Source organism: Micromonospora sp. KC721, from assembly GCF_004348355.1.
Lineage (GTDB): Bacteria > Actinomycetota > Actinomycetes > Mycobacteriales > Micromonosporaceae > Micromonospora.
Genome location: NZ_SMJY01000052.1, coordinates 1 through 23,963, shown reverse-complemented (window position 1 = coordinate 23,963; position 23,963 = coordinate 1). Strand labels below are relative to the sequence as shown.

The following is a 23,963-nucleotide window of genomic DNA, read 5'->3' as shown; positions in this document are numbered from 1 at the left end:
GCGCTACTCCTCGGGCTCGGCGCGCACCAGCAGGCCGGTCGCGTGCGACAGGGCCAGCGCGGCGGTCGGCACATCCACCCACCACAGCCCGGTCCAGCGGGGCACGTCGGACAGGTGCCACCACCCGGCGGCGACCGGCGCGGCCACCCACACCGACAGGCACCACCGGCAGAACAGCAGGTAAGCGAACGCGTTGCCCTCTGGCAGTCGTCTCACGATCGCTTCCCGGGGTCGCCGGGTGATTTCGTCGGCGACGATCAGCCGGGCCACCCTCGCCACGAAGAGCAGCACCACCGCGATCTCGATCAACCCCGTCATACCTATGAGCATAGGCAACACCATTGCGGCCGGATAGCCGGTGCGCGATGCCGGCCGCTAGGTCCTCAGACGGGCCTGAGGGTCAGTCTTCGAATGGTGGGAGCGCCGACTCGGTGGGAAGCTGGTTCAGGGCCGCAGCCAGTCGCCACGTGCTAGTTACGAAATCTCGCACCTCTGGAGGGTCGGGGATGACCCGTCCGTGAGCGACCTTGTTTCGGAGCTCTTGCAGCCTCCGCCCCAGGACGAACAGGTCGTCGCTGATGACGCCTTCACGGCGTAGTTCCATTAGCCGCTGATAGCTCGGAACTAGCCTTCTGCCTGTCTCACGTGGATTCAGCGCATCTTCTACCAGGTGCCATGCGCGCATGACGCCACCGACCGGGTGCCGCTCGGCTTCTTCGATCAGATCGCTAAGGGTTGGGTTGGGCGCTAGACGCGCAGCACCATCTCGTTGGCTTGGCAATGCCAACTCGTCCGGTTTGTCAGGCGCAGCTACCTCGGCTAGCTCACTCGTTGCAGCCACTTCCTCCCTGAACTCAGCCTCAATTCCGGCCGGGCCCGCAAAGCGGTTCAGGCGTCTAAACACTTGACCGATCTCGCGCCGTAGGAGTATGACCGCCACCAAGACAACGGCAGGCCACGCTAGGGCAGTCACTATCTTCACCGATGCTTCCAACCATCCCACGGCAGGATCGTAGGTGGTCGACACAAAGGCCGCTCGTGTCGCATCGACGCCCTACCCTGGCTCGGTGCTCGCTGTTGAAGAGGTCCCAAAGATCACCGACTGGATGCAGGCGTGGGGGAGCCTCGCCGGTCTGCTGATGTCCACGGTCGCCGTGCTGTTCACCGGCCTGCTGTTCCGGCATGAAATCCGGGTGAGACGCGAAGAGCAGCGCGACAACGAGGCGGCACAGGCGCGGCTGGTAGTCGCCCGGCCGATAGCGATGAAGCGGGACGGGGAGCGGTCCGATGAGATCACCCACGTCGGCTGTCTGATCACCAACTACAGCAGCATGCCGATCTTCAATCTGACGGTTCGGCTTTACGTGACGGGCTACCTTGATTCGATCGGTGACGAGCCCGCCCTCTTCTCGGTAGTTCAGGACGACGTGGCCTGGACCGCCGCGCTGCGGTGGCCCGTTCGTGACTCTGACCTCCTGCAGGATGAGTTTTACTGCGTGCTTGATTTCGTGGACTCCGCGGGCTTGTCCTGGCGTCGGTCCGGGCTTCACCTGCCAACCCGGCAGATCATCCCTGAACCTCGTCTCGCCACTCGGCTTCGGGTATCCGCTTCCTACTGGTTGCGCGCCTCGCTGATCGGGCTGCGTCGACTCCCGAGCTACTTGGGATACCTAATCAGGCGAACCAGGTCACGGTGACCCACTGACGGAGCACCTGTAGGCGGTGGAAGTCAAGCCGCTGACTGAGGACTACAACGGCTTGAAGTACGTCCCGCCGTCGGCCGTGTAGAAGCAGTCGAAGCCCATCTCCTGCAAGATCCGCCGCAGCCGCTTTGCTACCTCAACAGCGGCCGCGATCAGGTCCTCACTCCGCACAACCACGCCGGTGCCCGGAAGGTCCTCCACAATGTCCAGAATCCGACCTGCCACCGGGGCCTTCGCCCATGCCGCCGCCGAGATCACGCCGGTGACGATGCCGGCGGCACCGTAGCCGAGGACCTTCGCCATGCGGTCCAGCGACGCGAACGCGGCGTGGTACGCGCCCATCAGGTCGCCGGTGACGTCCCAGGCGGTGCGGGCAGCGCGGAAGGTAGCGACGACGCCAGCAACGTCCCCGGGATCGACCGTGTTCGCCGGGTCCGTCCACCCCCGCTCATGCACGGTCCGCTCGCACCGGTACTCGTCGATCGCGCTCTCGGCGAGCCACAGGTACTCCCACGTAATCTCCCGGTCCGGCAGCGTGAACGGCACCCGCCGGTGCACGGCCCACGCAGGGTCTCCCTGCTGGTGCAGGCGCACATGCTGTGCCTCGTGGAGCAGCATGTGGCGGGCGGACCGGATCCCGTACGGCACCAGCCCGTTGCCGGCCACAACCACGATCCTGCCGCCCGGCAGGACGCAGGTCTTGGCGGCAGCCCGCGCCCCGTCGGCCCTGTCGGCCCGGTACTGCTCGGCGGTCATCGAGTCGTTCGCGCGGTCGGCCTCCTGGACCAGGTACTCGCCGGCTACCTTCTCGTACTCGTCGGTGATGACCACCTCGACCTTCTCCGGGTCGGGCACTTCTGCGGTGAACTCGGCGAGCAAGGTACGCCAGGTGGCCTGCTGGGCGGCCGGCAGGTCGCGGGCTACGCGGTACGTCACATTGATCTCACTGGACATCCAGTCAGTATGGGGGTCAGGTCCGACACGTCGAATGCCTGCGCAAGTAGCGTGCCCGGGTGCGCGAGCTGGTCGGCGACGAGCCGCAGCGCTGCGGCGCCGGCAACCCGTACGCAGGCGGCTCCGCGACCAGGCCGGTGCACGGCTGGTGGCCGTGCGGGTGCGGCGGCCACCTCGTTCTCCGGTGCCGGTGCGGCAACGTCCGAGTAGAGCCGGCGATTGACAACGGATGCGATGCCCACCCGAGGTAGGACTTGCGGCTGGCCGTGTATCCCGCTTCCGCCGACCCTCGGCATCTCCACAGAGGCCATGCAGCAACCCGCCCCCGGGGGTGGCAAAACAATGAAATCCTTGCCGCCGACCCCGTTTGTCAAGCATTCTGCTCCGCGCGACCGCCTGCCGAGAGCAGGGCACCTCGCCTTACAAGACGCCGGCGAAGTCACAGCGCCTTCGGGCGCGCGCATGTTGGAAACCTGTCCCGTCGCACGGTTAGGCTCCCTGGAGTCCGGGTTTCAACAGGGGTCTCATCGCGTGGACCCACTTCGGGTCCCCGGACGACGTGCCGTGGTCGGCCGACGCGGTGCGAACAGAAAAGGGCGGGCACCCGGCTCCTACCCCGGGCACCCGCCGAAGCGCAACACCAACGCCGTGCGGGCGGAAGGAGTCAACGCAATGGCAAGCCTACGACCCCATGCTGCAAAAGTTCAGCACCGGGTGCCGGCTTCACCCCAGGTAATCCAGGACGGTTCACCCCAGGTATTGCCGCAAGGGGGCCTCGATGAGCCGGGGATCCCGTACAGCATGCTGCTGATGGGGCTGGTCGCAGCCGCGGTCGGCGTCGGCACGCACATGGTCCCCGAGTCGGCCACACCGGTCGGCTTGGCCCTGGCCACGTTCGTCATGCTGCGACGCGAGCGCCGGCAATACCGCTGAACCACGACGGCCCCCGCACCGGGTGATCCGGTGCGGGGGCCGTCCCCGTTGCCGCCGGCTCGGCAGCGACTGGTCCGCTGGACGGACTACAGAGGTTGAAAGACTGGGGTTCGTCGACGTGACTTTCCGGAGTACGAGGTATCCGGCTGCGAGCGGCATGAGCGCCGCAGCCCGAGCTTCTGCATGAGGGCCCGGGCTCAGGGTTGTCCATGGGGTCGTAGGCGTACCTAAGTCTGTCATACGTCGATCTCGCTCCAACCGAGCGTGACTGATCGCCGGCAGCGTTCGGGCTCGTCACCGTTGCTGATGTAGACCGCGGTGAGAATCGGTGCGCCGTGCGCGAACGCCTCGATGGGCAGCGGACCGGCGGTGATCAGGGAGGTCAGGCCATGCCCGATTGCCCAGCTCTGCGTGGCGAGCACGAGTGGGTCGATCTCGGGACGGAACCGCCCTGCGGCTTTGGCTCGATTGATGGTGTGTACGAGGTGGTGCAGGGTCTCGTCGGCCTGGGCCGGGTCTTCGAGCTTGAATCCGTCGTCGAACATGACCCGGTAGAGATCGGGGTCGGCTACGGCGGTGGAGACGTAGGCCGCTCCCAGTGCGGTCAGGTCACGGACCGGGTCGTCGGTCTGGGTGACCCTGCGGAGACGGTTCGCCAGGCGCCGGAAGCCCTCCTGGCGTAGTGCTCCCCACAGCCCGTCCATGCCGCCGAAATACGTGTAGACCGTCATGGTCGACATCCCGGTTCCGGCGACCAGGGAGCGGAGGGTGACCGGCTCCCGTACCCGGAGCATGTGGGCCGCCCGGGTGATGAGCATGGTGCGGACTTCCGGGTCCTTCGGTCTTGGCATGCCTGGCACGATACATAGCGCTGCTATGGTACGGCAGGATCGACTCGACAATGAGGAGTGCGCATGGCCGTCACGTTGTTCAACCCGGACGGGTTGCCGAAGCCCGATGTGTATCGGCAGGTCGCGATTGCCGAGGGATCTCGGCTGGTGTTCCTGGCCGGTCAGGTCGCCCGCGACGCCGACGGCAACCCGGTGGGTGCCGGCGACTTCGCCGCACAGGTGGAGCAGGCCTACCTCAACGTGGGCCGGGCGTTGACCGAGGTCGGTGGCTCGTTCGATGACGTGGCCAAGCTGACGATCTACGTGGTCGACTGGAGCCCGGAGAAGTATCCACTGCTCGGTGAGGGCGTCGCCCGCGCTGCCGCGAAACTGGGCGTGGATCCGGTCAAGCCGATCACGCTGCTGGGTGTCTGCGCGCTGGGCGAGCCGGATCTCATGGTCGAGGTCGAGGCGACTGCCGTTCTGGACTGACGTCGGCGGCTCGGGAAGAGGCCGTCATAGCGGTTCGGGGTCGAGGGTCATGCCGGTGTTGGCGAAGAAGCCGGCGAGGAGGTCGGTCTGTTGTTGGCAGGCGCGTAGCCGTCGTTTGACCAGTTCGGCAAGGTGGTCAACGCCGTGGGCGGCGATGTTGGTCAGGCCGCGTTTCATCCAGCGCCAGACGCCCTCGGTCGGGTTGAGATCCGGTGCGTACGACGGCAGCCGGATCACGGTCAGCCACGGCCGGGCCGCGATCAGGGCGTGCATGCGGCGGCTGACGTGGGTGTTGAGGTTGTCCCAGATCAGCACGATCGGCGCGTGTAACCGCTGGTGGGCCTGGTCGAGGAAGGCGATGTAGTCGTCCTCGCTGAAACTGCCGCGTTCGCCCTTGCGGCCACGATGCAGCTTCGTGCGCCACATCAGCCGGCCGCGTTCACCGGGCTTGAGACAGACCAGGCCGGCGACCGACACCCGGCCGGAGCCCTTGCCGGAGACCTCGACCACCGGCGTCCGGCCGCGCCGGGCCCAGGTCTTGCTCACCGGCGGTCGCAGGACCTGACCCGCCTCGTCCTGGAAGCAGATCCAGGCACCCTGCGCCGCCGCCAACCTCTTACCGACGGCCACCGCCTGCGATGCCAGCTCGCGATCGCCTCCCGGTCCCGTTCGATCGCTCGGCGGGTTGGAACCTGCTGGCTGTAGCCCATGCGATGCAGCAGGTAGGACACCCCGCGCAGGGTGTAGGAGACGCCGAAGCAGCGTTCGATCAGCTCCGCCACCCGCGCGAGAGTCCAGCGGGCGTCGTCCCAGCCGTGCACGAGCGGCCCGTCATCAAGCATCTCGGCGAGTTGTTTTTGCTGGTCGGCAGAGAGTTTGCAGTCCGAGCCACCCGGTCCAGTCGACGCGAGGGCGTCCGCCCCTCCTGCCGCCCATCTCCTCCGCCAGTCCCGCACCGACTTCTCAGTGACCCGCAGTTCAGAAGCGATCTGCGTGGTCGATCGAGATTCCTCGAACATGCCCGCAGCCTGGATCCGGACCTTCTCCCGCCGGACCCGGGCTGCCGCATTCATGCCACCGCCAGCCGGATACCTCATTCCTCCGACCTATCGAACTCATCGACCTCAATCACGGAGCCACGCCGACGGAAGTCAGCCTTTCAACCTCTGTAGCTGGCCACCGCTAGTCCGTCCAGCGGACTAACCCGGCAGTCGTGGCCTCCCGTCACCGCCGCCGAGGTGCCCGACGATCGCTGGCTGCCCACGCCGGGCCGTCTCGGCGATCGCGTCCGGCATGCACAGCACGAGGGTCGCCTCCGGCGCCGCTAGGGCTGCCTGCCGCTGCCTCGGACCGATCCATACCTCGCTCCGACAGTCGACGCACCGGACGATCGAGTGCTCGATGGTCGGCACGTACGGCGGAGTGCCTGTGCCGGCCAGCAGCTCGTTGATGTTCACCGGCGGGCACGCCAGGATGACCCGCCTCTCTCGCGCCATTCCCTGCCCGTCCCGCCGGGCGATGTTCACCGCCGCGCCGACCTCGACCTCATCCGCTCCCAGCGCCCGCATCCGATCGGGGTCGAGCGTCCCGTAGCGGTTGAGCAGCGCCTCCCGAGCCACGTCGAACGCGCTGCGCTTCCCGTCATCCATCGTGGACCGTTCCCACACTTCGTCGGTGCTGCTCAACCGCGCCGCCATGACTCGGCCGCTGGCGTCGATCTGCACGCCGGGGCCGGCGATGTCGCCGCCGGCATCCCGGACCGCCCGGATCCGGTCGAACACCTGTTTGCCGAGCCCCAGCCGCTCCACCGACGGCACCACCACCAGGTCGGCCGCGCCGTCGGCGACGTCGGCGATGGCTTCCCGCCAGCCGCGGGTGCCGACGTACTGGCCGACCACCTCGTAGCCGACCTCGGCGCACCAGCGCTCCGCGACCTCGGTGATCTCCTCGACGGTGGCCCGACCGCCCCGCATGGCCCGGCTGTAGAGCAGGGCCGGGCGCCGCCGCCACCGGCGCGCGTCCGCGTCCCATCGCCCAAACCGGTAGAGCCGGGTCAGGTCGGGCCCGGACCCGGGCACGTCCGGGGCGCACCGCTTCCACTGCCCGGCGTCCGCGTCCCAGCGGATGTGCCAGCCGAACTGGCGGCACTCGCGGTGGCCCGGCCAGTCGCCGGTCCACACGGCCCGGCCGGGGTCATGTCCCTTGGCGGCAGAGGACGGGCAGTGCATGCGCTTTAGGCCGCACGCCAGGCACTCGGCCACGTCGCAGTCGTCGGCGTGCGTCTTGCCGATCCCGGCCTCGCAGGCAGGGCAGCTACCGCGTAGCAGTTCCTCGTCCACGTCACACCCCGGCCTCGTCGAGGATCTGCGCCATGCTGAGGTCCCGGCGGAAGCGGTGCCCGATCTCCACTTCCACTGCGCCATACTCGCGGGCCAGGTCGGACCGTAAACGACACGCGGTCAGCAGGTCCTGCCGCGACGCGAGGACGCAGAACGAGCACGAATTGTGTTCTCCAGAATCCGGCTGTCTCATGAGACACCCGTTCGTTGCCCAACTGCTGGGCCGGGCAGACTATGCAACAGGCGTCTGCCCGGCCTTCCGGGGTTCGAACTGATGGGCCAATCGGGCTTGTCGCTTGGCGTCAAAGTGTCGGAGTGCGGTGGTCTGATGTGGTGTGACGTCCGTGTCGGCGCCGAGCATCCCTGACCGCGATTGGGCCCGGCCGAACCGCCGTCGTCGTCCAGATGTTGACTTTGTGCAGCGTACTCAGCTAGCGCTTGCGGCGATGGCGGCGTATTTGCGGTCTGGGAGCTGCTGTTGTAGGCGCTGGAGTTCGGTGAAACCGGCCTTTGTCAGGCGGGCGGAGAACTCGTCTACCGGCCAGCGGAAAGCCGTAAGGACCTTGTGGTCGAACTCGGCAACCTCGTCGTCGCTGTCGAAGAAGCCGATCACCAACCTCCCGGATGGGGTCAGCATCCGGCGGAACTCGGTGAGTACTCGGTCCAGCTCCTGCGGCGGCAGGTGAATGGTCGAATACCAGGAGAGGATGCCGGCCACCGAGTGGTCGGGGACGTCTAGTTCGGTCATGGAGCCGAGCCGGAACTCCGGCCCGGGGAAGTTCGTCCGGGCGTGGTCGATGAACTCATGGACCAGGTCGATGCCGGTCACGTCGGCGCCGAGCGAGTGCAGGTAGGCGGCCCAATGGCCGGGTCCGCAACCGAGGTCGAACACCGTGCCGTCGAGGCCGGCGAGGTGGTCCCGGACGAGGGCCATGTCGTCCTCGTGGGCCTGCCAGTCACCGTCGAACAGGGCGATGTACTGCTCTGACATGGACGAATATGCATCACGTACCAACTGCTTGCTCACGTCGGTACTCTAGCGCCCGAGCGGTCAGGGCTGGCCACGCACAGATCGTTGACGCGCTCGCCTGAACTCCGGAAGGCTCGCGGTAGCGCGGCGTTGAGTGCCTCGCGTTCGGCTCGGTTGGGAATCTGGTGTTCGGTCATGCGATCGGAATGACGTTGGCGGACCGGTGCCGGGCGAGTTCGTCGAGCAGCGCGTTGTTGTCGTGATGCAGCGCGGCGATCGTGGTCGCGGCGGCGGCCAGGCGCTCTTGGAGACGGGCGCATTCGCCTGTCTTGCGGCGCAGTTGTGTGCGTAGGTTCTCAAGTTCTCCGACGATGTCGCGTGGCGGCTTGGGGTCGGTGCGATGCGGCCGAGGTCGATGAAACTGAGACATCAGCGAACTGTGGAGAGAAGAGGCGGGACATGCCCTCGTCGTACACCGGGTGGTATGGCAGGCCGCTGGCGCGAATGCGGTCCCACACCTGGTCGACGGTCCAGCCGAGGATCGGCAGCCACGTCCACACCTGCCGGGTCGTCTGCGTCGACGCGCCCCGGTCGTAGGCGAATGGCTCCTTGGCTGCCCGGCCCGGCGACTCCTGGGCACGGAAGCCGTAGCACTGCACGATCCTCGCCGGCCGGTCCAAGGCGAGTTCGCGCGTCAACTCGGTCAGCAGGGTCCGGCCGGGCCCGCGCTTATGGTCACTCGTGCACCAGCGGCGTGCGGCGTCGGGGAACTTCCCCCGCCGCCGGATGTCGTCCAGCAGGTCCGGGCCTCGGCGGCTACGCACCTCGAACCGCAGCCCGTAGTGCTCGGCGTGCTGCTGGGCGATCTCGCGGGCACCGGGCCACTCGACCCGGCCGAGGTCGTTGTGCTGCACGACCACGCGGTTGAGTACCCCAACGGCGTCTGCGTCGTGCGCGACGACGTCCAGCATGGCCAGGGAGTCCTTTCCGCCGCTGTGGTTGGCCACGATCACGTCGCATTCCGCGAGGTCGGGCGCGTTCGGGGGTGGTGCCGGGAGGCGCCGGGGGGCGGCCACAGTGGTGGCCGCCTCCCGCCCGTCCCGGGCAGGGACGAGTCGCGTCACGCCCGCGCTACCTCTTCCGGGTCGGCCTCACCAGACGGGTCCGGATCGGCATCGGGCTCCGGCACGGCATCCGGTACGGGCTCGGGCTCGGCGTCGTGGTCGGGCAAGGCAACGTCAACGATCACCGCGTCGGTACGGTCCTCGTCGCCAACCTCGCCGTCGTACTCCTCGTCGTCCTCGTCGACGCGCCGCGCGTAGCCCGCCTCCTCCAGCTCCTTGATGCGTTCCGCCTCTTCCTCGGCGGCGAGGCGCTTCCGCTCCTCCTCGTCGGCGACGAGCCGGTCACGCATGCCCGCTTCGGCGTCGGACAGCTCGTAGCCGTCCTCCTCCAGCCGGTTCAGCCACAGCACGATCAGGTCCTTGTGCGCGACCCACCGGCCATCCACGACCTGCTCGACGTTGTGCTCCTGCGCGCCGATCATCCGAGCGACGAGGAGCCGGTTCAGCCGGTCCTGCCCAGCGGTCGCGCCGTCGTTCAGCTCACCGCCGGCCAGGTCCTTGATCAGCTCCCGGTCGATTCGGTAGTGCAGGAAGTCCGGCCACACCACGGCGAAGCGCATCGCCTCGACCAGCAGCGTCTTCGCGCCCTTCGCGCTGCCATACCGCTCGACGAGGAACTTCCGCCGCACGACCGCGGACTCCTTGAGCCGTGCCCGCAGTTCCTCGCGGGCCTTCTCGCGGGCCTCGTCGGCGGCCTTCTCTGCCGGGCTCTTGTAGTTGCTGTACCCGGTCCGCTTGTAGCCGTGAGACTCCGGGTCGAGGCAGACGATGACCGCCTCGGCCGAGTCCCACCGCTCCTCGACCCACGCGCCGTACCCGTCGAGCGTCTTGACCGTCTCCGGGTCGATCTCCTGGTCGTCGACCGTCATCAGCTGGTCGACGCGCGCCATCTGGCTGTTGTACGGCCACTCCTTCGGCTTCTTCACGATCTTCACGCCGGCTGCTTCCAGCTCGGCGGTCACGTCCGCGATGGCCTGCTTGACCTTCCGCTTGCGGCGCTCCTCGCCGACCTTGTGCTTGATCCCCCAGCCGTTGCCGACCTCCTTGAGGATCTTCTCCATCACCTTCGGGTCGTCCTCGAACTCGGCTAGTTCGGCGACGTCCTCCAGGCTCAGCCGGCCAGCGTCGGCCGCCGCAGTGGCGGCCGTGCCGAGCTTCCTCAGCTTGAGTGAGGACTGGACGTGCTCGGTCTTCCGGCCGGTCCGGCGCGCGATCTCGGCGACATCCAGGCCGAACAGCTCCAGCTGCGCGTACCCGGCTGCCCGCTCCGACTCGGTGAGGTCGGCGCGCTGGTCGTTCTCGACCAGCATCCCGACGATTTGGTCGGGGGCCAGGCCCTGCATGTCTGGGCGGACGAGGCAGGGCACGGTCTGCGGCTGCCCTTCCGCCCATTCTCCGGCCTCCAGGGCCTCGGCTGCGGCAGCGGCCCGCCGGTGGCCGGCGACGATTCGGTGGCCACCGTCCTCGGGGACGACGGTCAGCGCCTGCCACACGCCGTGCGCGGCGATCGACGCGCGCAGCTCGGTCAGATCACCGAGCTGGGTCCGCAGGTTGCTCGGGTGCGCGACCAGTTCCCGGGGGTCGAGCTGGGCCAGGTACGGCGCGGTCACCTTCGCCTTCGTCTTGGGGCGGCGCGTCTTCGTGGGTGCTGTCACCTCTCGGTCCTTTCTACTCCACGTGAACGAACGTACGACTTCTGTCGTACATAATCATTGTATCAATCAAGATCATCACCTGTCTAATCGAAATCCCCACTGACCTGCGGATTTGCCCCACCACGACACGGCGGTCCACGATCAGGCCCATGCCGACCTTGCGGAACCGCCGACTCGAACAGCTCCTCGGTGGACCCATCGACGAGTCCCTGACCTACACGCAGGTCACGGGCCTCATCCCGGGCACCGCCGAAGGACCGGACCTGGACTTCAAGCGCGACACGTACGGCAGCAGGGACCGGGACCGGAAGGCGCTGTGCGGCGACGTCGGCGGCCTGGCCAACGCCAACGGCGGCCTGCTCATCCTCGGCATGGAGGAGGACAGCCAGGGTCGCGCCGCGAAGGCCGTGGGCGTCGACATCAGCGACGCCGAGCGCCTCCGGCTCCACCAGACCGTCGTCGCCAACGTCCAGCCGACGCCGACGTTCGACATCATCCCGGTCGAGGATCCCGACCGGCCGGGCACCGGTTTCCTCGTCGTCTGGGTCGCCCGCACGGCGACGGCGCCACACGCCTACATCCAGAACAACGCGCTGCTCTACCCCAAGCGCATCGGCACCCAGACGGTGTGGTTGTCCGAGGCACTGGTGGCCGAGGCGTACCGCGCCCGGTTCGCCGGCCTCGCCGACCGCATCGATGAAGCTGCCCGCATCGAGCGTGACTTCACCAGCCGCCTCGACAGCCGGCAGTCCTGGCTCGTGGCTACCCTCGTACCCGACCTGCCCGGGGATTTCCGCATCGACACGGCCACCCTCAACGCCTTCGAGCAGGACGTCGCCGGCCGCACCATCAGCGGTCTGGACATCCCGCTGACGCACTTCCGACGGGCCGGCGTTCGACACCGCCGGTTGGTGGGTTCCGCCGACTGCGACGCGAACAGGCTGTACCTGGACCTTTCCTGCGAGCTGCACGAGGACGGCAGTGGCAGCATCGCTGCCTGCTTCGACGCCCGGCATACCCGCCCCGGCCATGACGACGGCCCACCGCCTGGGAGCCGCATCGATGACGAGGATTTGGTCGCAACGATCGCCGCCGCGCTGAAGTTCCTCGCGGCTCACGCCCGGGACCGTGCGGCGGCGGGCGGCCTCGCTACCTTGCGGGTCACCATCTTCCCGGTGGCTCTGAACCTGCCGGCCTATCTCGTGCACTCTCGTGGCCACGGCTTCGTCAACGCCTTGGGCACCCATCCCGTGTGGCAGCCGCCAGTGGCTGACGCTGTCGCTGACATCGACGAGTTGGCCACCGACGGCCGGGGCTTGCTGGCCGTCACGTACCGCCTCGCCACCGGCCTGGTCCAGGAGTTCGGCTGCCCGGAAGCGCTCCAGCTCACCGCCGACGGAAACGTGCGGCGATGCTACTGGCACCAGCAGGCGCAGACCATCGTGATGCGGTACGCCGAGCGGCACGGCGTAGACGTCATCGAGGACCGGGCGGGCTGACGCGGTCACCGCGGCCCTCCCGACCGGCGGGCCGGCTTGCCAAGCGGCGACGCCACCACCGCCCGGCGGGATTCCTTCGCGCGCAGGTACGCCACCCCGTGAACCAGCGCGTCCAGCCGGTCCGGCGAGTCCCCGGACTCTGGCGTCCACGTCGTCTGCTGGTCTTCCAGCGCCGGGAACGTGCCGACGTGGTGCACCCGAGGTGGGACAACCTCGTACCGGGCCGCCACCGGCTCGGCCCGTACCCGCTTCGACTGGCGGGCCTGCACCACGTCGATTGGCGGATCACCGCCCGGCAGCAGCCCCTCTGCCTGCATGGCCGCCCAGGCGTCGATCAGGATGTCCCGCAGCCACGCTGACGACCCCTCGTAGATCACCACGTCGGCGTCGACGTCCAGGTAGCACTGCCAGATCCGCCGGGCGGCGGCCACCCCGGCGATCTTCATGCTCCGGTCGGCCAGCACGTAGTGGTCGCCGTCCTCGCCTCGGCCGACGGCGACGATGCCTGTCTCGTCGCTCGTCTCCGACACTGTGTCCGCTGGGTCGACGCTGACGGCCGTCCGGACCAGCGGCGGCACGTCGTCCTTGTCGACGCGGCCGGCCTCGATCCACTCCGACTTCCACAGTGCGCCGTCGACGTCGGACAGCAGCTCGGCGTTCAGTTCCTGCCGGCCCAGCCGCGTGCCGCCGTACTGCTCCAGCAGTTCCTCCAACGCCTCCGGCGACAGGTTCGCGGCGTTGTCCATCGTTTTGCCGCGGGTGATGACCACCCGGGGCCGGTGGCTGCGCGCCAGTTGCTTCTTCGCCCGTGCCAGCAGCTTCTTAACGTGCGGCAGCGGCTTCGGCGTCGTCGAGATGACCATGCGCGGGTCGGGCGCCTCGCGCATGCAGAACCACAGCATGTCGAACACGCCCTGCGCCGTCTGCACCGGCCAGGCCGCGTACTCGTCGAGCCAACAGCCGTCGAAGTCATAGCCGCGCAGCGTGTCCGGGTCCTGCGCGCCGAACCCGCGGATGATCGCCCCGTTCGTGAGTTCCAGGTACGGCTCGCTCTTGTTGAATGTCCGCACCTGCTTCGGCGGCACCACCGCGAGCAGTCCGGCCCGCCGGGCGGTGAAGCACACGTTGTACACCTCGCGGTGCGTCTTCGCGATCACCGCGTAGTGCCCGCCCGGCCGGGCGCCGGCCCAGCCACGGACCGTCTCCGCCCCGGTGCGGGTCTTGCCGAACCCACGGCCGGCGAGCAGCATCCAGATCCGGTAGTACGCCGGCTCCATCTGCTCGGGCCGGGCGTGCCGCCGCCAGTCGTACCGGACCATGCCCTGCACCTCGGACACCTCGCGCAGGTAGGCGGCCAGCTCGGCGTCCGTCATCAGCGCCGGGTCCGGGTACGACAACAGCACGGCTCAGCGCCCTCGCCGCAGCTCGGACTCCTGCTCGCGCAGGTCCACGATCGAGCACCACCACATGCCCAGCAGCGGGCTGGCCATCAGCAGCGGGCAGCCGAGCCCGGCCAGGCCGATCCACCGCAGGCCCACCCAGGCAGCGAGGGCGGTCAGGCCAACCCAGCCGGCGAGGAGCAGCCGCCACGCCCACACCCGCCGCCGGTAGGAGCGCAGCTGCGCCGGCGGCACGGCGACAACGCGAGCATGACCGACCGCGCGGCCCTGGGGGTAGAGCGCCGGCCACATCGGCGGACCCACGCCGACCGGGCCGCCCGGCCGGCACGCGGTCCGGGCCGATGCCGGCCGGCGGTGGCCGGTCAGCAGCCGCACCGAGCGGGGCCCACGGCTCACCGCGTCACCAGCAGCACCACGGCGGTCACGTTGCTCACGCCGAGGAGCAGCAGCCCCACCCCGATCGACCACACCGTCCAGCGCGGGGCGTCTACCTCCACCACAACTCGCGTCGTCCGCTCGTCAGTCCTCTGCCGACGTTCCACCGTCCGCCTCCTCGTGCTCGTCGTCATCGCCGGGGCCCTCCGTATCGGGGCCGCCGGTCGGGTTGGCCTGGCCGGCGCGGGCCGCCGCCTCGGCCATCAGCGCCTTGAAGAAGTCGGCGCGCTGCTGTTCGCTCATCTGCTCGACCTCGGCGCGGATCGGGCCGCCGTCTGGGCCGGTGTGTGCGGTCGTCGAGTCGGGCAGGCCGAGGGCCAGCCGCTCGACCCGGGTCGTCACCTCCAGCCACCGCGCGATGTCAGCCGGACTGAGCTTCGAGGCGTCGAGGTTCTGCAGCCGGGTCACGAGCTTCGACTGCAACGCCGACGCGATCCGTGCGTGCCGCCTGGCCATGTCCCGGCGCTGCTCGGCCAGGCCCTCGATATACAGGCGGTCCTCTTCGCGATCCCACGCCTGCGCCCGCTGCACCCACTTCCATCGGGTGGCCAGGTTGTGGAGGTAATCCCGGGATTTGTTGACCTCGGTGGCGACCTTGGCGACGGTGCGGGTGCGGCCAAGGTCCCGATACAAGGCGAAGTAGCCGTAGGCCGTCTCGGGCTCGCGCGTCTGCCGGTCCCAGGGCAGGATCGCCGGCTCGCTCATGGTCACCTCCTCGTGGTGCTGGTGGTGCGGGCGGCCCGGCCGGCGGGGAAGTGCCGGCCGGGCCGCCCTGTCTCAGTGGCCCGCGGGTCGCGCTCCGGACATCGGGGGTCGGGCGATCGCCGCATTGCCGTACATGAGGGCGTCGTCCAGGGCGCTGAGCACCAGCGAGGACTCGCGGCCGGGCGGCAGGGAGCGCATCGCCTCGGCCATCACGGCCTTGACGGCGGCCCTCCACCGGGCGTGCCGCTCGGCCTGCTCCAGGTTCACTGGCGGGTGGTGGTCGCAGCGGCGGTCCAGCTCGTAGCGCTGCCGCTCGTCTAGGCCGGCGTACAGGCCGTCCTCGGCGTCGGCGGTGGTGCTGGTGCCCTCGGCCATGTGGCTTCCTCTCAGGTTGGGCCGCAATGCTCGACTGCGGCCGGATGGACGACGGACGGCCGGCGGAGCTGCGAGCCGTCCGGGATCAGAACGGGTCAGCCGGCGAGGTAGTCGGCGGCCAGCAGCTCCAGGGCACGCCACCGCTGGTCGGCGGGCACCTCCCCGGAGGCGACGAGCTTGTTGACGGCCCGGGCCAGCACCGCCGCGGCGTCGGCCGGCATCGTGCGCGTCTCGACGACCGTCTCAATCGGCACAAGCCGGTTGGCGCTGCCGATCGGCTCGGCGGTCTCCGGGTCGAACCACACGCCGTCGCGCAGCTCGCCGAGGTGCCGCTCGAACACCGCGAGGATGAGGCCGAGCGCGGTGGCCACGTTGCCGACGTTGTGGGCGCTGTGGGCCGTTGCGAGCGCGTCCAGGGTGGACTCGTAGTCGGCGTACCGGGCGAGCCATCGGCCGTCGGCCTGGACGAGCTTGCGGGCCTCGTCGAAGCTGGCGCGGGCGGCGTCCAGCTCGTGCGGCAGGAACGCCAGCTGGATGGCGGCGAAGTCCAGGTTCGCCTCGGACAGGCCCTCCAGGTCTACCTGCGCGAGCAAGTCGAGCTGCTTGTCATCCAGGCCCGAGTAGGCCCGCCAGTCCACGTCGTCCAGCTCCTCGTAGAGCTGCTTGAGCGTGGCCGGGTCGTCCTCGCCCTCGATGGCGTTGTGGGACAACTGGAGGGCGACCTGCCGGGCGCGGGACAGCGGCTGGTCGACCACGATGACGTTGACCGCCGTCAGGCCCGCCTCGCGGGCGGCCATGATCCGGTGGTTGCCGGACAGCACGACCATCCGACCACCCGCCGTGTCGTTCCAGACCAGCGGGGTGCTGGTGAGCGCCCCGTCTCGGCGGACGTTCCCCACCAGACGGTCGAACGTCTCCTTCCGCATGTAGCGGGCGTTGACCTCCAGCAGTGTCAGGCTGTGCGGGTCGACCGTCTCGGGGCGCAGGTTCAGTGGGCCGGCGTCGGCGGGCCCGGCCAGCTCGTCGGCGTCGCTCACCCCTGGCCCCCGCGGTACTGGATGGCGAACCCGGGGATGCCGAGGCCGAAGTCCGGGTCGGCGGTCGCCGGCCGGATCGGCGCGTGCAGCACGAACTCGTCCGGGGAACAGGCAGGCCGGTCCGGCCGGAGGCCGGCGGGCACGCCGCTCCAGCGGAACCGCTCGTTGCAGCCCTCAGCCGTGCAGCGAACCTGGAGCTCCACGATGTACGCCACCACTGTGTCGTCGTCCTCGGAGGCGGTCAGCCGCTGCACGTCGGCGTCCAAGTGCATGTCGGTGTGCGGGCACGGCCGGTCCGGGTCGGCCTGCGCCGGCGTTTCGTGACGGAACCGGCCGTGCCTCGCGCACACGCCGCTGGCGGCACCAAGGCCGCACCGGTAACTGTAGGGACCGTCCCACATCGTCTTGGGGCAGCCGGCCGGCTCGGCGGCGACCTGGCCGCGACGGTGGTCGTCGGTCATCGCATATCCTTCCCGTGGCGGCGCTTCCACTCCGCCAGCGCCTCTTGGAGCGTCCAGTCCCCCAGCGGGCCGCCGTACTGGAGCTGGTACCGGTGGATGCCGTCGGCGGCCGGCTCGCTGCGCTTCTGCAACTTCACGCCCGGGATGCCCCTGCCGTACTTGGCGCTGTTCGGCCGGTCGGTGAACGCCGTGGTCGACCACGAGGTGAGCCGCTTCGACAGCGACCGCTGGAGCAGCAACTGGGCCTCGCGGCTGGCGGCCGCCATGACGATCAGCTTCGCCAGCCGCCGGTACCGGGTCCACGACACCGGGAAGTCCGACATCAGATAGGCGCAGGCCGGGTCGAACTTCGGTGGCAGGTACGCGAACGCGCCGATCAGCTTCCCGTCGACGCTGACGCCGCAGGCGAGCAGAGGCGACCCGGGCAGGATCGTCTTGCTCATGAACTGCGACCGAATGGCGGCGAACTGGCCGCCGTTGAGCACGTGGATGGCCATGCGGTCGCCGAGGTCTTCGGCAGGGCCGATCTTCGACATGAGGATCGGGGCGACCTGCTGGGCGGGCGCGACAACCCGCCGCGCGCCCGAGCTGGCGTACACGTAGATCGGCATGCCGCGGTTGGAGGTCTGGACGACGCCGCGCAGCCAGGGGCGTAGCTCGTCGCGGGCGATGTGCAGGCCGAGGATCCAGTGGGGCCGGTCGAGGACCGCGCCGATGATTTGCTCCTTGCCGTCCTCGTCGAGCATGTCGTACGTCGGCGCCGGCCAGTCAAAGAACTCGTCGATGCCGGCGAACTGCGCCTCGTAGTCGCCTGCGTAGAACGGAGGGAACATTGCCACCGGGGCGTCGGCCGGCACGACCTTCTCCAGGTAGTCCCGCACGTCGCCGCAGTAGTAGGAGCCGAGGCGCAGGGTGAGCGCGTTCAGCTTGGCGACCGTCTTGGCGTGCATCGTCGGGAACTGGCCGATCGTGGCCCGGACCATGCGCTCGTAGTAGACGCCGGACCGGCCGACGTGCTGGAGGAACCGGGTGCCGAGCATCAGCGTGGCCAGGGTGTCCGTCGACGTGGCCAGGTAAGGCTCCAGCCAGGCCAGCTCGTCGCGGTGCTCGTCCTTGAGCCGGTAGTCCAGCTCCCGGCCGGCCAGCCACCAGCCGAGGGCGCTCGAGTACGCCTGGACGTCGTTGCCGTGGATGGCTCGCTGCTCGCCCGGCCGGCTGTGCAGCGTCCGCTCGATCGTGAAGTTCCCGGAGCAGCCGACGTACAGGTCGGTGTCGGGCCAGGAGTCGGCGTGCTCGTAGATGATTGAGCGGAGGTCCGCTGGGATGGAGCCGTGGAACACCCTTCACCACCTTCCCCTGTGGCCGGGCATCGAGCGCCGGCCAGGATTTGAACCTGGGCCTCCACCCCGGTAGGGCGGCGTGCCACCAAGCAGCACTTCCAGCGCGGTGCGCGATGTGTACGCGCGGTCCGATAGTAGCCGTATAGGCAGGCGGCGCAAGACCCCTCCGTTCCTGATGTTCCTCTCCGTATCTAGATGTGGCGCTATACGGCCGCAATGGCCTACCGTAACCCCCACACCGCCAGAATCGGGGAGGTTAGCCAGGTGGCAGAACAGCACGACGACTACACATACGCGGAGGCCGCGCAGCGGCTGCGAATCGCCGAGACGACGCTGCGGCGCTGGGTGTCGAAGGGCCGAGTCCCCTGCCACCGCCTGGGCCGGAAGGTCCGCTTCACCGACGACGACATTGCCGCCGCCTACCGGGCGTGCCCGGCGCTGGCGCGGCGCTAATGACCCGGGGGCCGCTGGGGCGGTCGCTACAACCGCACTCATCGGTTCTCCGCCGGCCGGATGCCGGCACTCGGCGGCCCCCGTTGTACGTCACCACCCCTACACCGTCCTAGGAGGATGGCAGATGGAGCCGGGCGGCGAGCCAACCACAAACCCGGCGAACCGGATGTCTGCGCTAGCCCGGGCACCACTTGTCTTTGCGCCGCGAGTAGGCGTACGAGTTCAGGTGCCCAGGTAGTGGGATGAATTGGAGCAGGTTATGCCGCGTGGGCTTGGCCGTCGATGCGGTCAGGCGTTCTTGAGTCGATAGCTGGTCCTTGCTGGCGACGTCGCAGGGATGCAGGAGGTGGTCCTCGTACGCGATTAAGGGTCGGGTGACGGGCTGACCGCGTGCGATGGCCTGCGCTACGACCGATCGGCAGCTTCGCGAGTTTCGGCACCATTATGGCCCTAGATGTGCAAAAGTCCGATTGAACGCATCGTAGTCCGGTGCGAGTTCGGCTGCTGCCTCCCGTAGCGCCTGCCGGACACGCGCCATGAGAGGGCCATAATCGTGACAGCTATTCCAATGCGTCATCGTCAGCGCGCTGTGCTGCCGGCGCTCGCGGTCGCCATCGCGGCCGTCGCGGCCGTCGCCGTGCTGATCTTCAGCGGCACTGGCGCTCACGCCCAGCCAGCGCCGGTCGGCCTGGGCACAGCCGCCAACTTCTCCGTACTGGCCGGCTCCACCGTCACCAACACCGGCCCGAGCTTCCTGGCGCAGAGCCTCGGCGTCCACCCCGGCAACACCGCGGAAGGCTTCCCCCCGGGCATCGTCGCCGGCGAGATCCACCTCGCCGACGCCGTCGCCCTGCAAGCCAAGAACGACCTCACCACCGCCTACAACGACGCCGCCGGCCGCACCCCGTTCACCAACCTCCCCGCCGAACTCGGCGGATCCACCCTCACCCCCGGGGTGTACCGGATCAGTGCCGCACAACTCACCGGCACCCTGACACTCAACTCTCAGGGCAACCCCGCAGCTGTATTCATCTTCCAGATCGACTCCACCCTCATCACCGCCTCCAACAGCAGCGTCGTGTTCATCAACGGCGCCTCACCCTGCAACGTCTACTGGCAGGTGGGCAGCTCGGCCACGATCGGCACCGGCACCCAATTCGTGGGCAACATCCTGGCCCAAACCTCGATCACCATGAACACCGGCGCAACCCTCCAAGGCCGCGCCCTGGCCCAAACCGGCGCCGTCACCCTCGACACCAACACCATCACCGCGCCCGTCTGCCTCCAACCCACAGGAACCCCAACAACCACACCCACGGCCACGCCGACCGTGACACCCACGGCCACGCCGACCGTGACACCCACGGCCACGCCGACCGTGACACCCACGGCCACGCCGACCGTGACACCCACGGCCACGCCGACCGTGACACCCACGGCCACGCCGACCGTGACACCGACGCCTACGGCCACTTCGACGGCGACGCCGACAGCCGCTCCGACCGGTCAGCCCACGGGAACTCCTACCGCGCTTCCGACTTCCACCCGCACGGAGCTGCCGGTGACCGGCGGCAGCGGCGGCATGCTGGTACCCGTCCTGACGGGCATCGGCAGCATCGCCGTCGTCACCGGCACAGCCTTGCTTCTCTTCTCCCGCCGTAGGACCTCGTAGTCCTGACCGAGCAGACCCCGGCGGCCGGTCACCGGCCGCCGGGGTCATCACAGCTCAAGTACGTGAATCCGTTACTCGCGGACCCCCGTCTACCTACCGGGCCCGCCCGATGTCGCCGGCCGGCGCTCCCTCCAGGAGCCGTGGATCCGGCCGCGGATCTCGCCGGCCCGGGCGACCCCGGCGGCGCGCTGCTGCTCACCGGCACGGATGCCGGCCTCCAGGAAGCCGCCGACGATCCGCCGAACGGGCTCGTGGTGCGTCGTCGTATGGTGCACGTACACGTCCATCGTCGTGGACACCTGGCGGTGCCCGGCGACACCCTTGAGCGCCGACAGCTCCAAGCCCTCACTCGCCAGCAGCGTCAGCAGCGAGTGCCGCAGTCCGTGCATGGTCATGTGCCCGCGCAGGCCCCGCGACTCGGCCATCATGCGGATCTTCACCCACCGCCAGTCGTAGAAGTCCTCGTACCGCCAGTGGTTGCCGCGGGGCGCGCAGAACAGGAACTTCCCGCCCTTCTCGGCTCGCTGGTTGACGACATGCATCACCAACGGGTGCAGCGGCACCTGGCGGTAGCCCTGCTTCGTCTTCGGCTTGGGCTCAACGACCCACTGCCGGTTGACCTTTCGAAGGACCTGCCGGATCTCGACGGTCCCGAGGTGCTTCCGCACGGCTTCGGGTGGCAGGGCAGCCACCTCGCCCCAACGCAGCCCGCCGGCCAACTTCGTCAGCAGAAGGTCAGCGGCCTCCGGGTCCACCTCGTACGCCGCAGTGAGCAGAATCGCCGCTTCCTCGGGCGTCTCCAAGATGTCCGGCTCGTACCTCGTGCCCTCCGGGAGGGCCAGCCCCTCCAACGGGTTGTACGTCCGCAGCGGCGGCTCCTCATCCTCGCCGGGCAGGCACGAGGCGCGGAAAATCGGGAACACTGACTCGCCCCGGATGTTGGCGATGGTCTTGCGTGAGAGCCCGGCGTCGAGCAGGCCGGTCTGCCACTCGCGCATCATCCGCCGGGTGATGCTGGCGATCGGCTTGTCGCCCAGCACCGGGAAGACGTGCTTTTCCAGCCGCTCCCGGTACTTCCGCTTCGTCTCCTCGCTCGGCTTGGTCAAGGTGTCCAGCCACGCGAGCGCGTACTGCCGGAATGTCGTCGCCGCCGGGTCCTGGGCGGGTGCCGTAGCCAGGGCTGGCGCCAAATGGCCGAATCCGTGCTCGACCAGCTGCTCCGGCGACGGCCGGTGGTTGCCGGCGGCGTCGACGAGCGCCTTGAAGCGCTTCGCGTCGGCCTGGTAGTCGAACGTCTCGCCGTCCCAATCGCCGTCGCGGCGGCCGCCGTCGCGCCACTTCACCCGCCACCGGGTGGTCTTGCCGTCCTTCGTTGTCCTCTTCTCGATCGTCGCCACCGTTCCTCCACGTGAGTAGGCGGCCTCGACCCGGCTTCGCGGGCTCTGCCGCCAGCCGCACCTATATGCGCAGCAGTGGGACCGTAACCGTCTCGATCAGCGAAGGCAAGATCGTGTCGCTTGTGGACGTCGGCAACGCGATTTGAAGCCCGTGATCCCACGGTGATCCCACGGCGGCAACAGCCCGGGAAACGATCAAGGCCGTTGACCTGTGTTGTGCCAGGTCAACGGCCTTCTGCGATGGTTCTCAAGGATGAAACATGCTCGTGTCCGAGGGGGGACTTGAACCCCCACGCCCTATACGGGCACTAGCACCTCAAGCTAGCGCGTCTGCCATTCCGCCACCCGGACCTACTCGTTCAGCCTACCCGGTCAGCCGAGCGGGATTTCCCGCCGGTCAGCCACCCAGGTTGGCCGCACGGGGCATTACTGTACACGCCCGAGGTGGATCATGCACATCGCCGTCCGGGTGGGGTGTCTGCCCAGCTCAACCGGGTCGAGAGATCCGGACACCGGTGACGCGGGTAGCGTCCGGGCGCGCTCTACGGGCAGCATTGTTCCCGTGGCACAGCCCTCTCCCCTTGCCGGCGTCCAGCAGCGGGCCCTCGCCCTGCGGGCCGCCGGCGACCTTTCGGCCGCCCGCCGGCTGCTCGCCGACACGCTCGCCTCCGCCCGGCCCGGGTACGGAGAGGACCACCCCGACGTGTTGAGCGCCGCCCACCTGCTGGCGCGGATGCACCGCGAGGCCGACGACCCGGCCGGTGCCCGCCGGGTGCTGGAGGAGGCGTACGCCGCGGGTGAGCGCCGCTGGAATCCGGCCGACCCGCTCATGCTAGCGATCTGCTTCGACCTCGCCCAGGTGGCCGATGAACTGGGTAACCGGCACGAGGCCCGCCGCAACTTCACCCGGGTCGTCACCTACGGTCCGTCGGTGCTGGGCGAGCAGCATGCCGCGGTGAGCGCTGCCCGGCAGTACCTCGGCGCCGGAACCGTTCCCGCACCTTCTCCTCCATCCGTTGGCTCTCCCGCATCGGCTCCCCCCGCCCCGCCGATGCCGCCGCAGCCCACGGCTCCTCCGGGGCCACCCAGCGCCATGGCTCGACCCGGGCCACCCAGTGCGGTGGCGCCGCCGAGTGTCGTGGCGCCGCCGGTGCAACCCGATCCGGTGGCGCGACGGGGGCCGGTCGTCCCACCGACACCCGTCGCGTACGTGCGGCCCGACAGCGCGAGCGGCCAGGGGTGGCAGCCTGCTTCCCCACTCGACGGTGGCCCCCACCAGACGGCACCGCCGGCACACCAGCCCTCGGCACCGCACGTGCCGTTGCCCCGGCAGCAGCGGTCGGTGCCGCCGGCACCGGTGTTACCCACACCTGCGCCCGCCCCCGCGGTGCCAGCGCCCCCCATGCCCGTGCCGCCGGGGCCAACCACACCGCCCGTGCCACACCAGGTGCCAGGGCTGGTGCACCCGCCGGTGGGCCCGGCGGCGCAGACCGGCCCGATGGCGCCGGTCTCGTCGCCGTGGGCACCGCCCCATCTGCAGGCATCGCACCGTCAGGCGTCGTCCCTCCCGACGCCTGACGGTGCGCCGCCCCACCAGCGGGCGTCCGCCGCGCCAGCGGTCCCGCCGACCGCCACGGTGCCGCCAGCACCGGTCGTGACGCCACCGCTCGGACCACAGCCGGTCAACGCCCCTCCCACTCCGGTCGTGTCCCCGCCGCGCATTCCGACGGCGCCTGCGCCTCCCGTCGTGCCCGCACCGGTCTCCGCACCACCGCAACCGGTCGCGCCGGCACCCGTGTCGGCACCACCGCGGCAGCCCGGCGCCGCCGGGCCGGGCGAGAGGGCCGAAGCAGCGGCACCGGGCCAGTCGGAGTACGCGTCGACCGGCCGACCGGGGGACGCGTCCGACCCCGCGCGCCCGTCGGCCCCGAAGCCGCATGGCTGGGACCGGCCGACCATCCAGGTCCAGCAGATCGGGCCACTGCTGCGGGAGGAGGCCGAGCGGACCGGACCAGGGGCCCGGCGTTCCGCTGCGACCCCGCCGGATGCCGACCTCACCAGCGCCGCCGCGGTGGCACCACCGTCGGCGTCCCCGCTGCCGCCGTCCCCGGTCGTCAGCGCACCACCGGCTTCCGCCCCGACGGCGCCCAGCGCGCCGCCCACCACCCCGTACCCGGTCAGCGCTCCAC

General features: G+C 69.4%; 27 protein-coding genes and 2 tRNA genes. 7 read left to right on the top strand and 22 right to left on the bottom strand.

The window, feature by feature from the left end:
- Positions 1-3: 3 nt before the first annotated feature.
- Together E1182_RS12075 and E1182_RS12070 are read right to left on the bottom strand one after the other, a co-directional pair.
- Entirely contained in the window at positions 4-318 is a 315-nt protein-coding gene (locus E1182_RS12075; RefSeq protein ID WP_132264145.1) for a hypothetical protein, read from the bottom strand.
- 82 nt (positions 319-400) lie between these two features.
- Positions 401-1,003 carry a hypothetical protein gene (locus tag E1182_RS12070; protein WP_132264143.1) on the bottom strand — a complete coding sequence of 201 codons (603 nt, stop codon included), beginning with the start codon at positions 1,001-1,003 and terminating at the stop codon, positions 401-403.
- A 64-nt stretch (positions 1,004-1,067) separates the two neighbouring features.
- Here E1182_RS12070 and E1182_RS12065 point away from each other — a divergent pair, with 64 nt between their 5' ends.
- Complete coding sequence (locus tag E1182_RS12065) at positions 1,068-1,697, top strand: hypothetical protein (protein ID WP_132264141.1); 630 nt, start codon at positions 1,068-1,070, stop codon at positions 1,695-1,697.
- A 51-nt stretch (positions 1,698-1,748) separates the two neighbouring features.
- Here E1182_RS12065 and E1182_RS12060 read toward each other — a convergent pair whose 3' ends face one another.
- On the bottom strand, positions 1,749-2,657 hold the full coding sequence (locus E1182_RS12060) for a hypothetical protein (RefSeq protein WP_132264139.1): 909 nt from the start codon (positions 2,655-2,657) through the stop codon (positions 1,749-1,751).
- 672 nt (positions 2,658-3,329) lie between these two features.
- Here E1182_RS12060 and E1182_RS12055 point away from each other — a divergent pair.
- Positions 3,330-3,590, top strand: coding sequence for a PEP-CTERM sorting domain-containing protein (locus tag E1182_RS12055; protein WP_132264137.1), 261 nt, complete (start codon positions 3,330-3,332; stop codon positions 3,588-3,590).
- Between the two features lie 236 nt (positions 3,591-3,826).
- On the opposite strand, the gene E1182_RS12050 is transcribed toward E1182_RS12055, so the two are convergent.
- A complete protein-coding gene (locus tag E1182_RS12050) occupies positions 3,827-4,441 on the bottom strand; it encodes a TetR/AcrR family transcriptional regulator (RefSeq protein ID WP_132264135.1) in 615 nt (204 codons plus the stop codon).
- A 63-nt stretch (positions 4,442-4,504) separates the two neighbouring features.
- On the opposite strand from E1182_RS12050, the gene E1182_RS12045 reads away from it, so the two are divergent.
- Positions 4,505-4,912, top strand: a complete 408-nt coding sequence (locus tag E1182_RS12045; protein ID WP_132264132.1) for a RidA family protein — start codon at positions 4,505-4,507, stop codon at positions 4,910-4,912.
- Between the two features lie 24 nt (positions 4,913-4,936).
- Here E1182_RS12045 and E1182_RS12040 read toward each other — a convergent pair whose 3' ends face one another.
- The 7 genes from E1182_RS12040 to E1182_RS12010 form a co-directional block, all read right to left on the bottom strand.
- Positions 4,937-5,542, bottom strand: a complete 606-nt coding sequence (locus E1182_RS12040; protein WP_132264130.1) for an IS630 family transposase — start codon at positions 5,540-5,542, stop codon at positions 4,937-4,939.
- The gene (locus E1182_RS12035) at positions 5,455-5,985 is read right to left on the bottom strand and encodes a winged helix-turn-helix domain-containing protein (RefSeq protein ID WP_256370831.1); all 531 of its coding nucleotides are present in this window, start codon (positions 5,983-5,985) and stop codon (positions 5,455-5,457) included. The genes E1182_RS12040 and E1182_RS12035 overlap by 88 nt, the downstream gene beginning before the upstream one ends.
- 126 nt (positions 5,986-6,111) lie before the next feature.
- Positions 6,112-7,251, bottom strand: a complete 1,140-nt coding sequence (locus E1182_RS12030) for a hypothetical protein (protein ID WP_132264126.1) — start codon at positions 7,249-7,251, stop codon at positions 6,112-6,114.
- 1 nt (position 7,252) lies between these two features.
- A complete protein-coding gene (locus tag E1182_RS12025) occupies positions 7,253-7,444 on the bottom strand; it encodes a hypothetical protein (protein WP_132264123.1) in 192 nt (63 codons plus the stop codon).
- A gap of 234 nt (positions 7,445-7,678) precedes the next feature.
- The gene (locus E1182_RS12020; RefSeq protein ID WP_207921369.1) at positions 7,679-8,278 is read right to left on the bottom strand and encodes a class I SAM-dependent methyltransferase; all 600 of its coding nucleotides are present in this window, start codon (positions 8,276-8,278) and stop codon (positions 7,679-7,681) included.
- A 299-nt stretch (positions 8,279-8,577) separates the two neighbouring features.
- The gene (locus tag E1182_RS12015) at positions 8,578-9,345 is read right to left on the bottom strand and encodes a phosphoadenosine phosphosulfate reductase family protein (RefSeq protein ID WP_243706185.1); all 768 of its coding nucleotides are present in this window, start codon (positions 9,343-9,345) and stop codon (positions 8,578-8,580) included.
- Positions 9,342-11,000, bottom strand: a complete 1,659-nt coding sequence (locus E1182_RS12010) for a ParB N-terminal domain-containing protein (protein WP_132264121.1) — start codon at positions 10,998-11,000, stop codon at positions 9,342-9,344. Before E1182_RS12010 ends, E1182_RS12015 begins: the two co-directional genes overlap by 4 nt.
- 149 nt (positions 11,001-11,149) lie before the next feature.
- Here E1182_RS12010 and E1182_RS12005 point away from each other — a divergent pair, with 149 nt between their 5' ends.
- Positions 11,150-12,499, top strand: coding sequence for a helix-turn-helix domain-containing protein (locus tag E1182_RS12005; protein WP_132264119.1), 1,350 nt, complete (start codon positions 11,150-11,152; stop codon positions 12,497-12,499).
- A 5-nt stretch (positions 12,500-12,504) separates the two neighbouring features.
- Here E1182_RS12005 and E1182_RS12000 read toward each other — a convergent pair whose 3' ends face one another.
- From E1182_RS12000 to E1182_RS11965, 9 genes are all read right to left on the bottom strand, one after another.
- Positions 12,505-13,902, bottom strand: a complete 1,398-nt coding sequence (locus E1182_RS12000) for a terminase large subunit domain-containing protein (RefSeq protein WP_132264117.1) — start codon at positions 13,900-13,902, stop codon at positions 12,505-12,507.
- 3 nt (positions 13,903-13,905) lie between these two features.
- Complete coding sequence (locus E1182_RS11995) at positions 13,906-14,295, bottom strand: hypothetical protein (protein ID WP_132264114.1); 390 nt, start codon at positions 14,293-14,295, stop codon at positions 13,906-13,908.
- A complete protein-coding gene (locus tag E1182_RS31065) occupies positions 14,292-14,441 on the bottom strand; it encodes a hypothetical protein (RefSeq protein WP_165942590.1) in 150 nt (49 codons plus the stop codon). The genes E1182_RS11995 and E1182_RS31065 overlap by 4 nt, the downstream gene beginning before the upstream one ends.
- Positions 14,419-15,039 carry a hypothetical protein gene (locus tag E1182_RS11990; RefSeq protein ID WP_132264112.1) on the bottom strand — a complete coding sequence of 207 codons (621 nt, stop codon included), beginning with the start codon at positions 15,037-15,039 and terminating at the stop codon, positions 14,419-14,421. Before E1182_RS11990 ends, E1182_RS31065 begins: the two co-directional genes overlap by 23 nt.
- Positions 15,040-15,111: 72 nt before the next feature.
- Positions 15,112-15,414, bottom strand: a complete 303-nt coding sequence (locus E1182_RS11985; protein WP_132264110.1) for a hypothetical protein — start codon at positions 15,412-15,414, stop codon at positions 15,112-15,114.
- A gap of 95 nt (positions 15,415-15,509) precedes the next feature.
- Positions 15,510-16,451 carry a ParB/Srx family N-terminal domain-containing protein gene (locus E1182_RS11980; protein ID WP_207921368.1) on the bottom strand — a complete coding sequence of 314 codons (942 nt, stop codon included), beginning with the start codon at positions 16,449-16,451 and terminating at the stop codon, positions 15,510-15,512.
- A complete protein-coding gene (locus E1182_RS11975; protein WP_132264108.1) occupies positions 16,448-16,912 on the bottom strand; it encodes a hypothetical protein in 465 nt (154 codons plus the stop codon). The genes E1182_RS11980 and E1182_RS11975 overlap by 4 nt, the downstream gene beginning before the upstream one ends.
- Complete coding sequence (locus E1182_RS11970; protein ID WP_132264105.1) at positions 16,909-18,252, bottom strand: hypothetical protein; 1,344 nt, start codon at positions 18,250-18,252, stop codon at positions 16,909-16,911. The genes E1182_RS11975 and E1182_RS11970 overlap by 4 nt, the downstream gene beginning before the upstream one ends.
- Before the next feature lie 32 nt (positions 18,253-18,284).
- Positions 18,285-18,357 (bottom strand) — tRNA-Gly (locus tag E1182_RS11965).
- Positions 18,358-18,516: 159 nt separating this feature from the next.
- On the opposite strand from E1182_RS11965, the gene E1182_RS11960 reads away from it, so the two are divergent.
- Positions 18,517-18,705, top strand: coding sequence for a helix-turn-helix domain-containing protein (locus E1182_RS11960; RefSeq protein ID WP_165942589.1), 189 nt, complete (start codon positions 18,517-18,519; stop codon positions 18,703-18,705).
- Positions 18,706-19,273: 568 nt separating this feature from the next.
- The gene (locus E1182_RS11955) at positions 19,274-20,377 is read left to right on the top strand and encodes an ice-binding family protein (RefSeq protein WP_132264100.1); all 1,104 of its coding nucleotides are present in this window, start codon (positions 19,274-19,276) and stop codon (positions 20,375-20,377) included.
- 89 nt (positions 20,378-20,466) lie between these two features.
- On the opposite strand, the gene E1182_RS11950 is transcribed toward E1182_RS11955, so the two are convergent.
- On the bottom strand, positions 20,467-21,774 hold the full coding sequence (locus E1182_RS11950) for a site-specific integrase (protein ID WP_132264098.1): 1,308 nt from the start codon (positions 21,772-21,774) through the stop codon (positions 20,467-20,469).
- 267 nt (positions 21,775-22,041) lie between these two features.
- Positions 22,042-22,125 (bottom strand) — tRNA-Leu (locus tag E1182_RS11945).
- A gap of 211 nt (positions 22,126-22,336) precedes the next feature.
- On the opposite strand from E1182_RS11945, the gene E1182_RS32195 reads away from it, so the two are divergent.
- The coding region (locus E1182_RS32195; RefSeq protein ID WP_165942588.1) for a tetratricopeptide repeat protein at positions 22,337-23,963 on the top strand (1,627 nt) is incomplete at its 3' end.

Bases quoted from the DNA above. Each gene is read 5' to 3' on its own strand.
- E1182_RS12035 (WP_256370831.1), bottom strand. From the start codon at position 5,985: ATGAATGCGGCAGCCCGGGTCCGGCGGGAGAAGGTCCGGATCCAGGCT.
- E1182_RS12060 (WP_132264139.1), bottom strand. From the start codon at position 2,657: ATGTCCAGTGAGATCAATGTGACGTACCGCGTAGCCCGCGACCTGCCG.
- E1182_RS11975 (WP_132264108.1), bottom strand. From the start codon at position 16,912: ATGACCGACGACCACCGTCGCGGCCAGGTCGCCGCCGAGCCGGCCGGC.
- E1182_RS12075 (WP_132264145.1), bottom strand. From the start codon at position 318: ATGACGGGGTTGATCGAGATCGCGGTGGTGCTGCTCTTCGTGGCGAGG.
- E1182_RS11985 (WP_132264110.1), bottom strand. From the start codon at position 15,414: ATGGCCGAGGGCACCAGCACCACCGCCGACGCCGAGGACGGCCTGTAC.
- E1182_RS12055 (WP_132264137.1), top strand. From the start codon at position 3,330: ATGGCAAGCCTACGACCCCATGCTGCAAAAGTTCAGCACCGGGTGCCG.
- E1182_RS12025 (WP_132264123.1), bottom strand. From the start codon at position 7,444: ATGAGACAGCCGGATTCTGGAGAACACAATTCGTGCTCGTTCTGCGTC.
- E1182_RS12045 (WP_132264132.1), top strand. From the start codon at position 4,505: ATGGCCGTCACGTTGTTCAACCCGGACGGGTTGCCGAAGCCCGATGTG.
- E1182_RS11955 (WP_132264100.1), top strand. From the start codon at position 19,274: ATGCGTCATCGTCAGCGCGCTGTGCTGCCGGCGCTCGCGGTCGCCATC.
- E1182_RS11990 (WP_132264112.1), bottom strand. From the start codon at position 15,039: ATGAGCGAGCCGGCGATCCTGCCCTGGGACCGGCAGACGCGCGAGCCC.
- E1182_RS12005 (WP_132264119.1), top strand. From the start codon at position 11,150: ATGCCGACCTTGCGGAACCGCCGACTCGAACAGCTCCTCGGTGGACCC.
- E1182_RS12050 (WP_132264135.1), bottom strand. From the start codon at position 4,441: ATGCCAAGACCGAAGGACCCGGAAGTCCGCACCATGCTCATCACCCGG.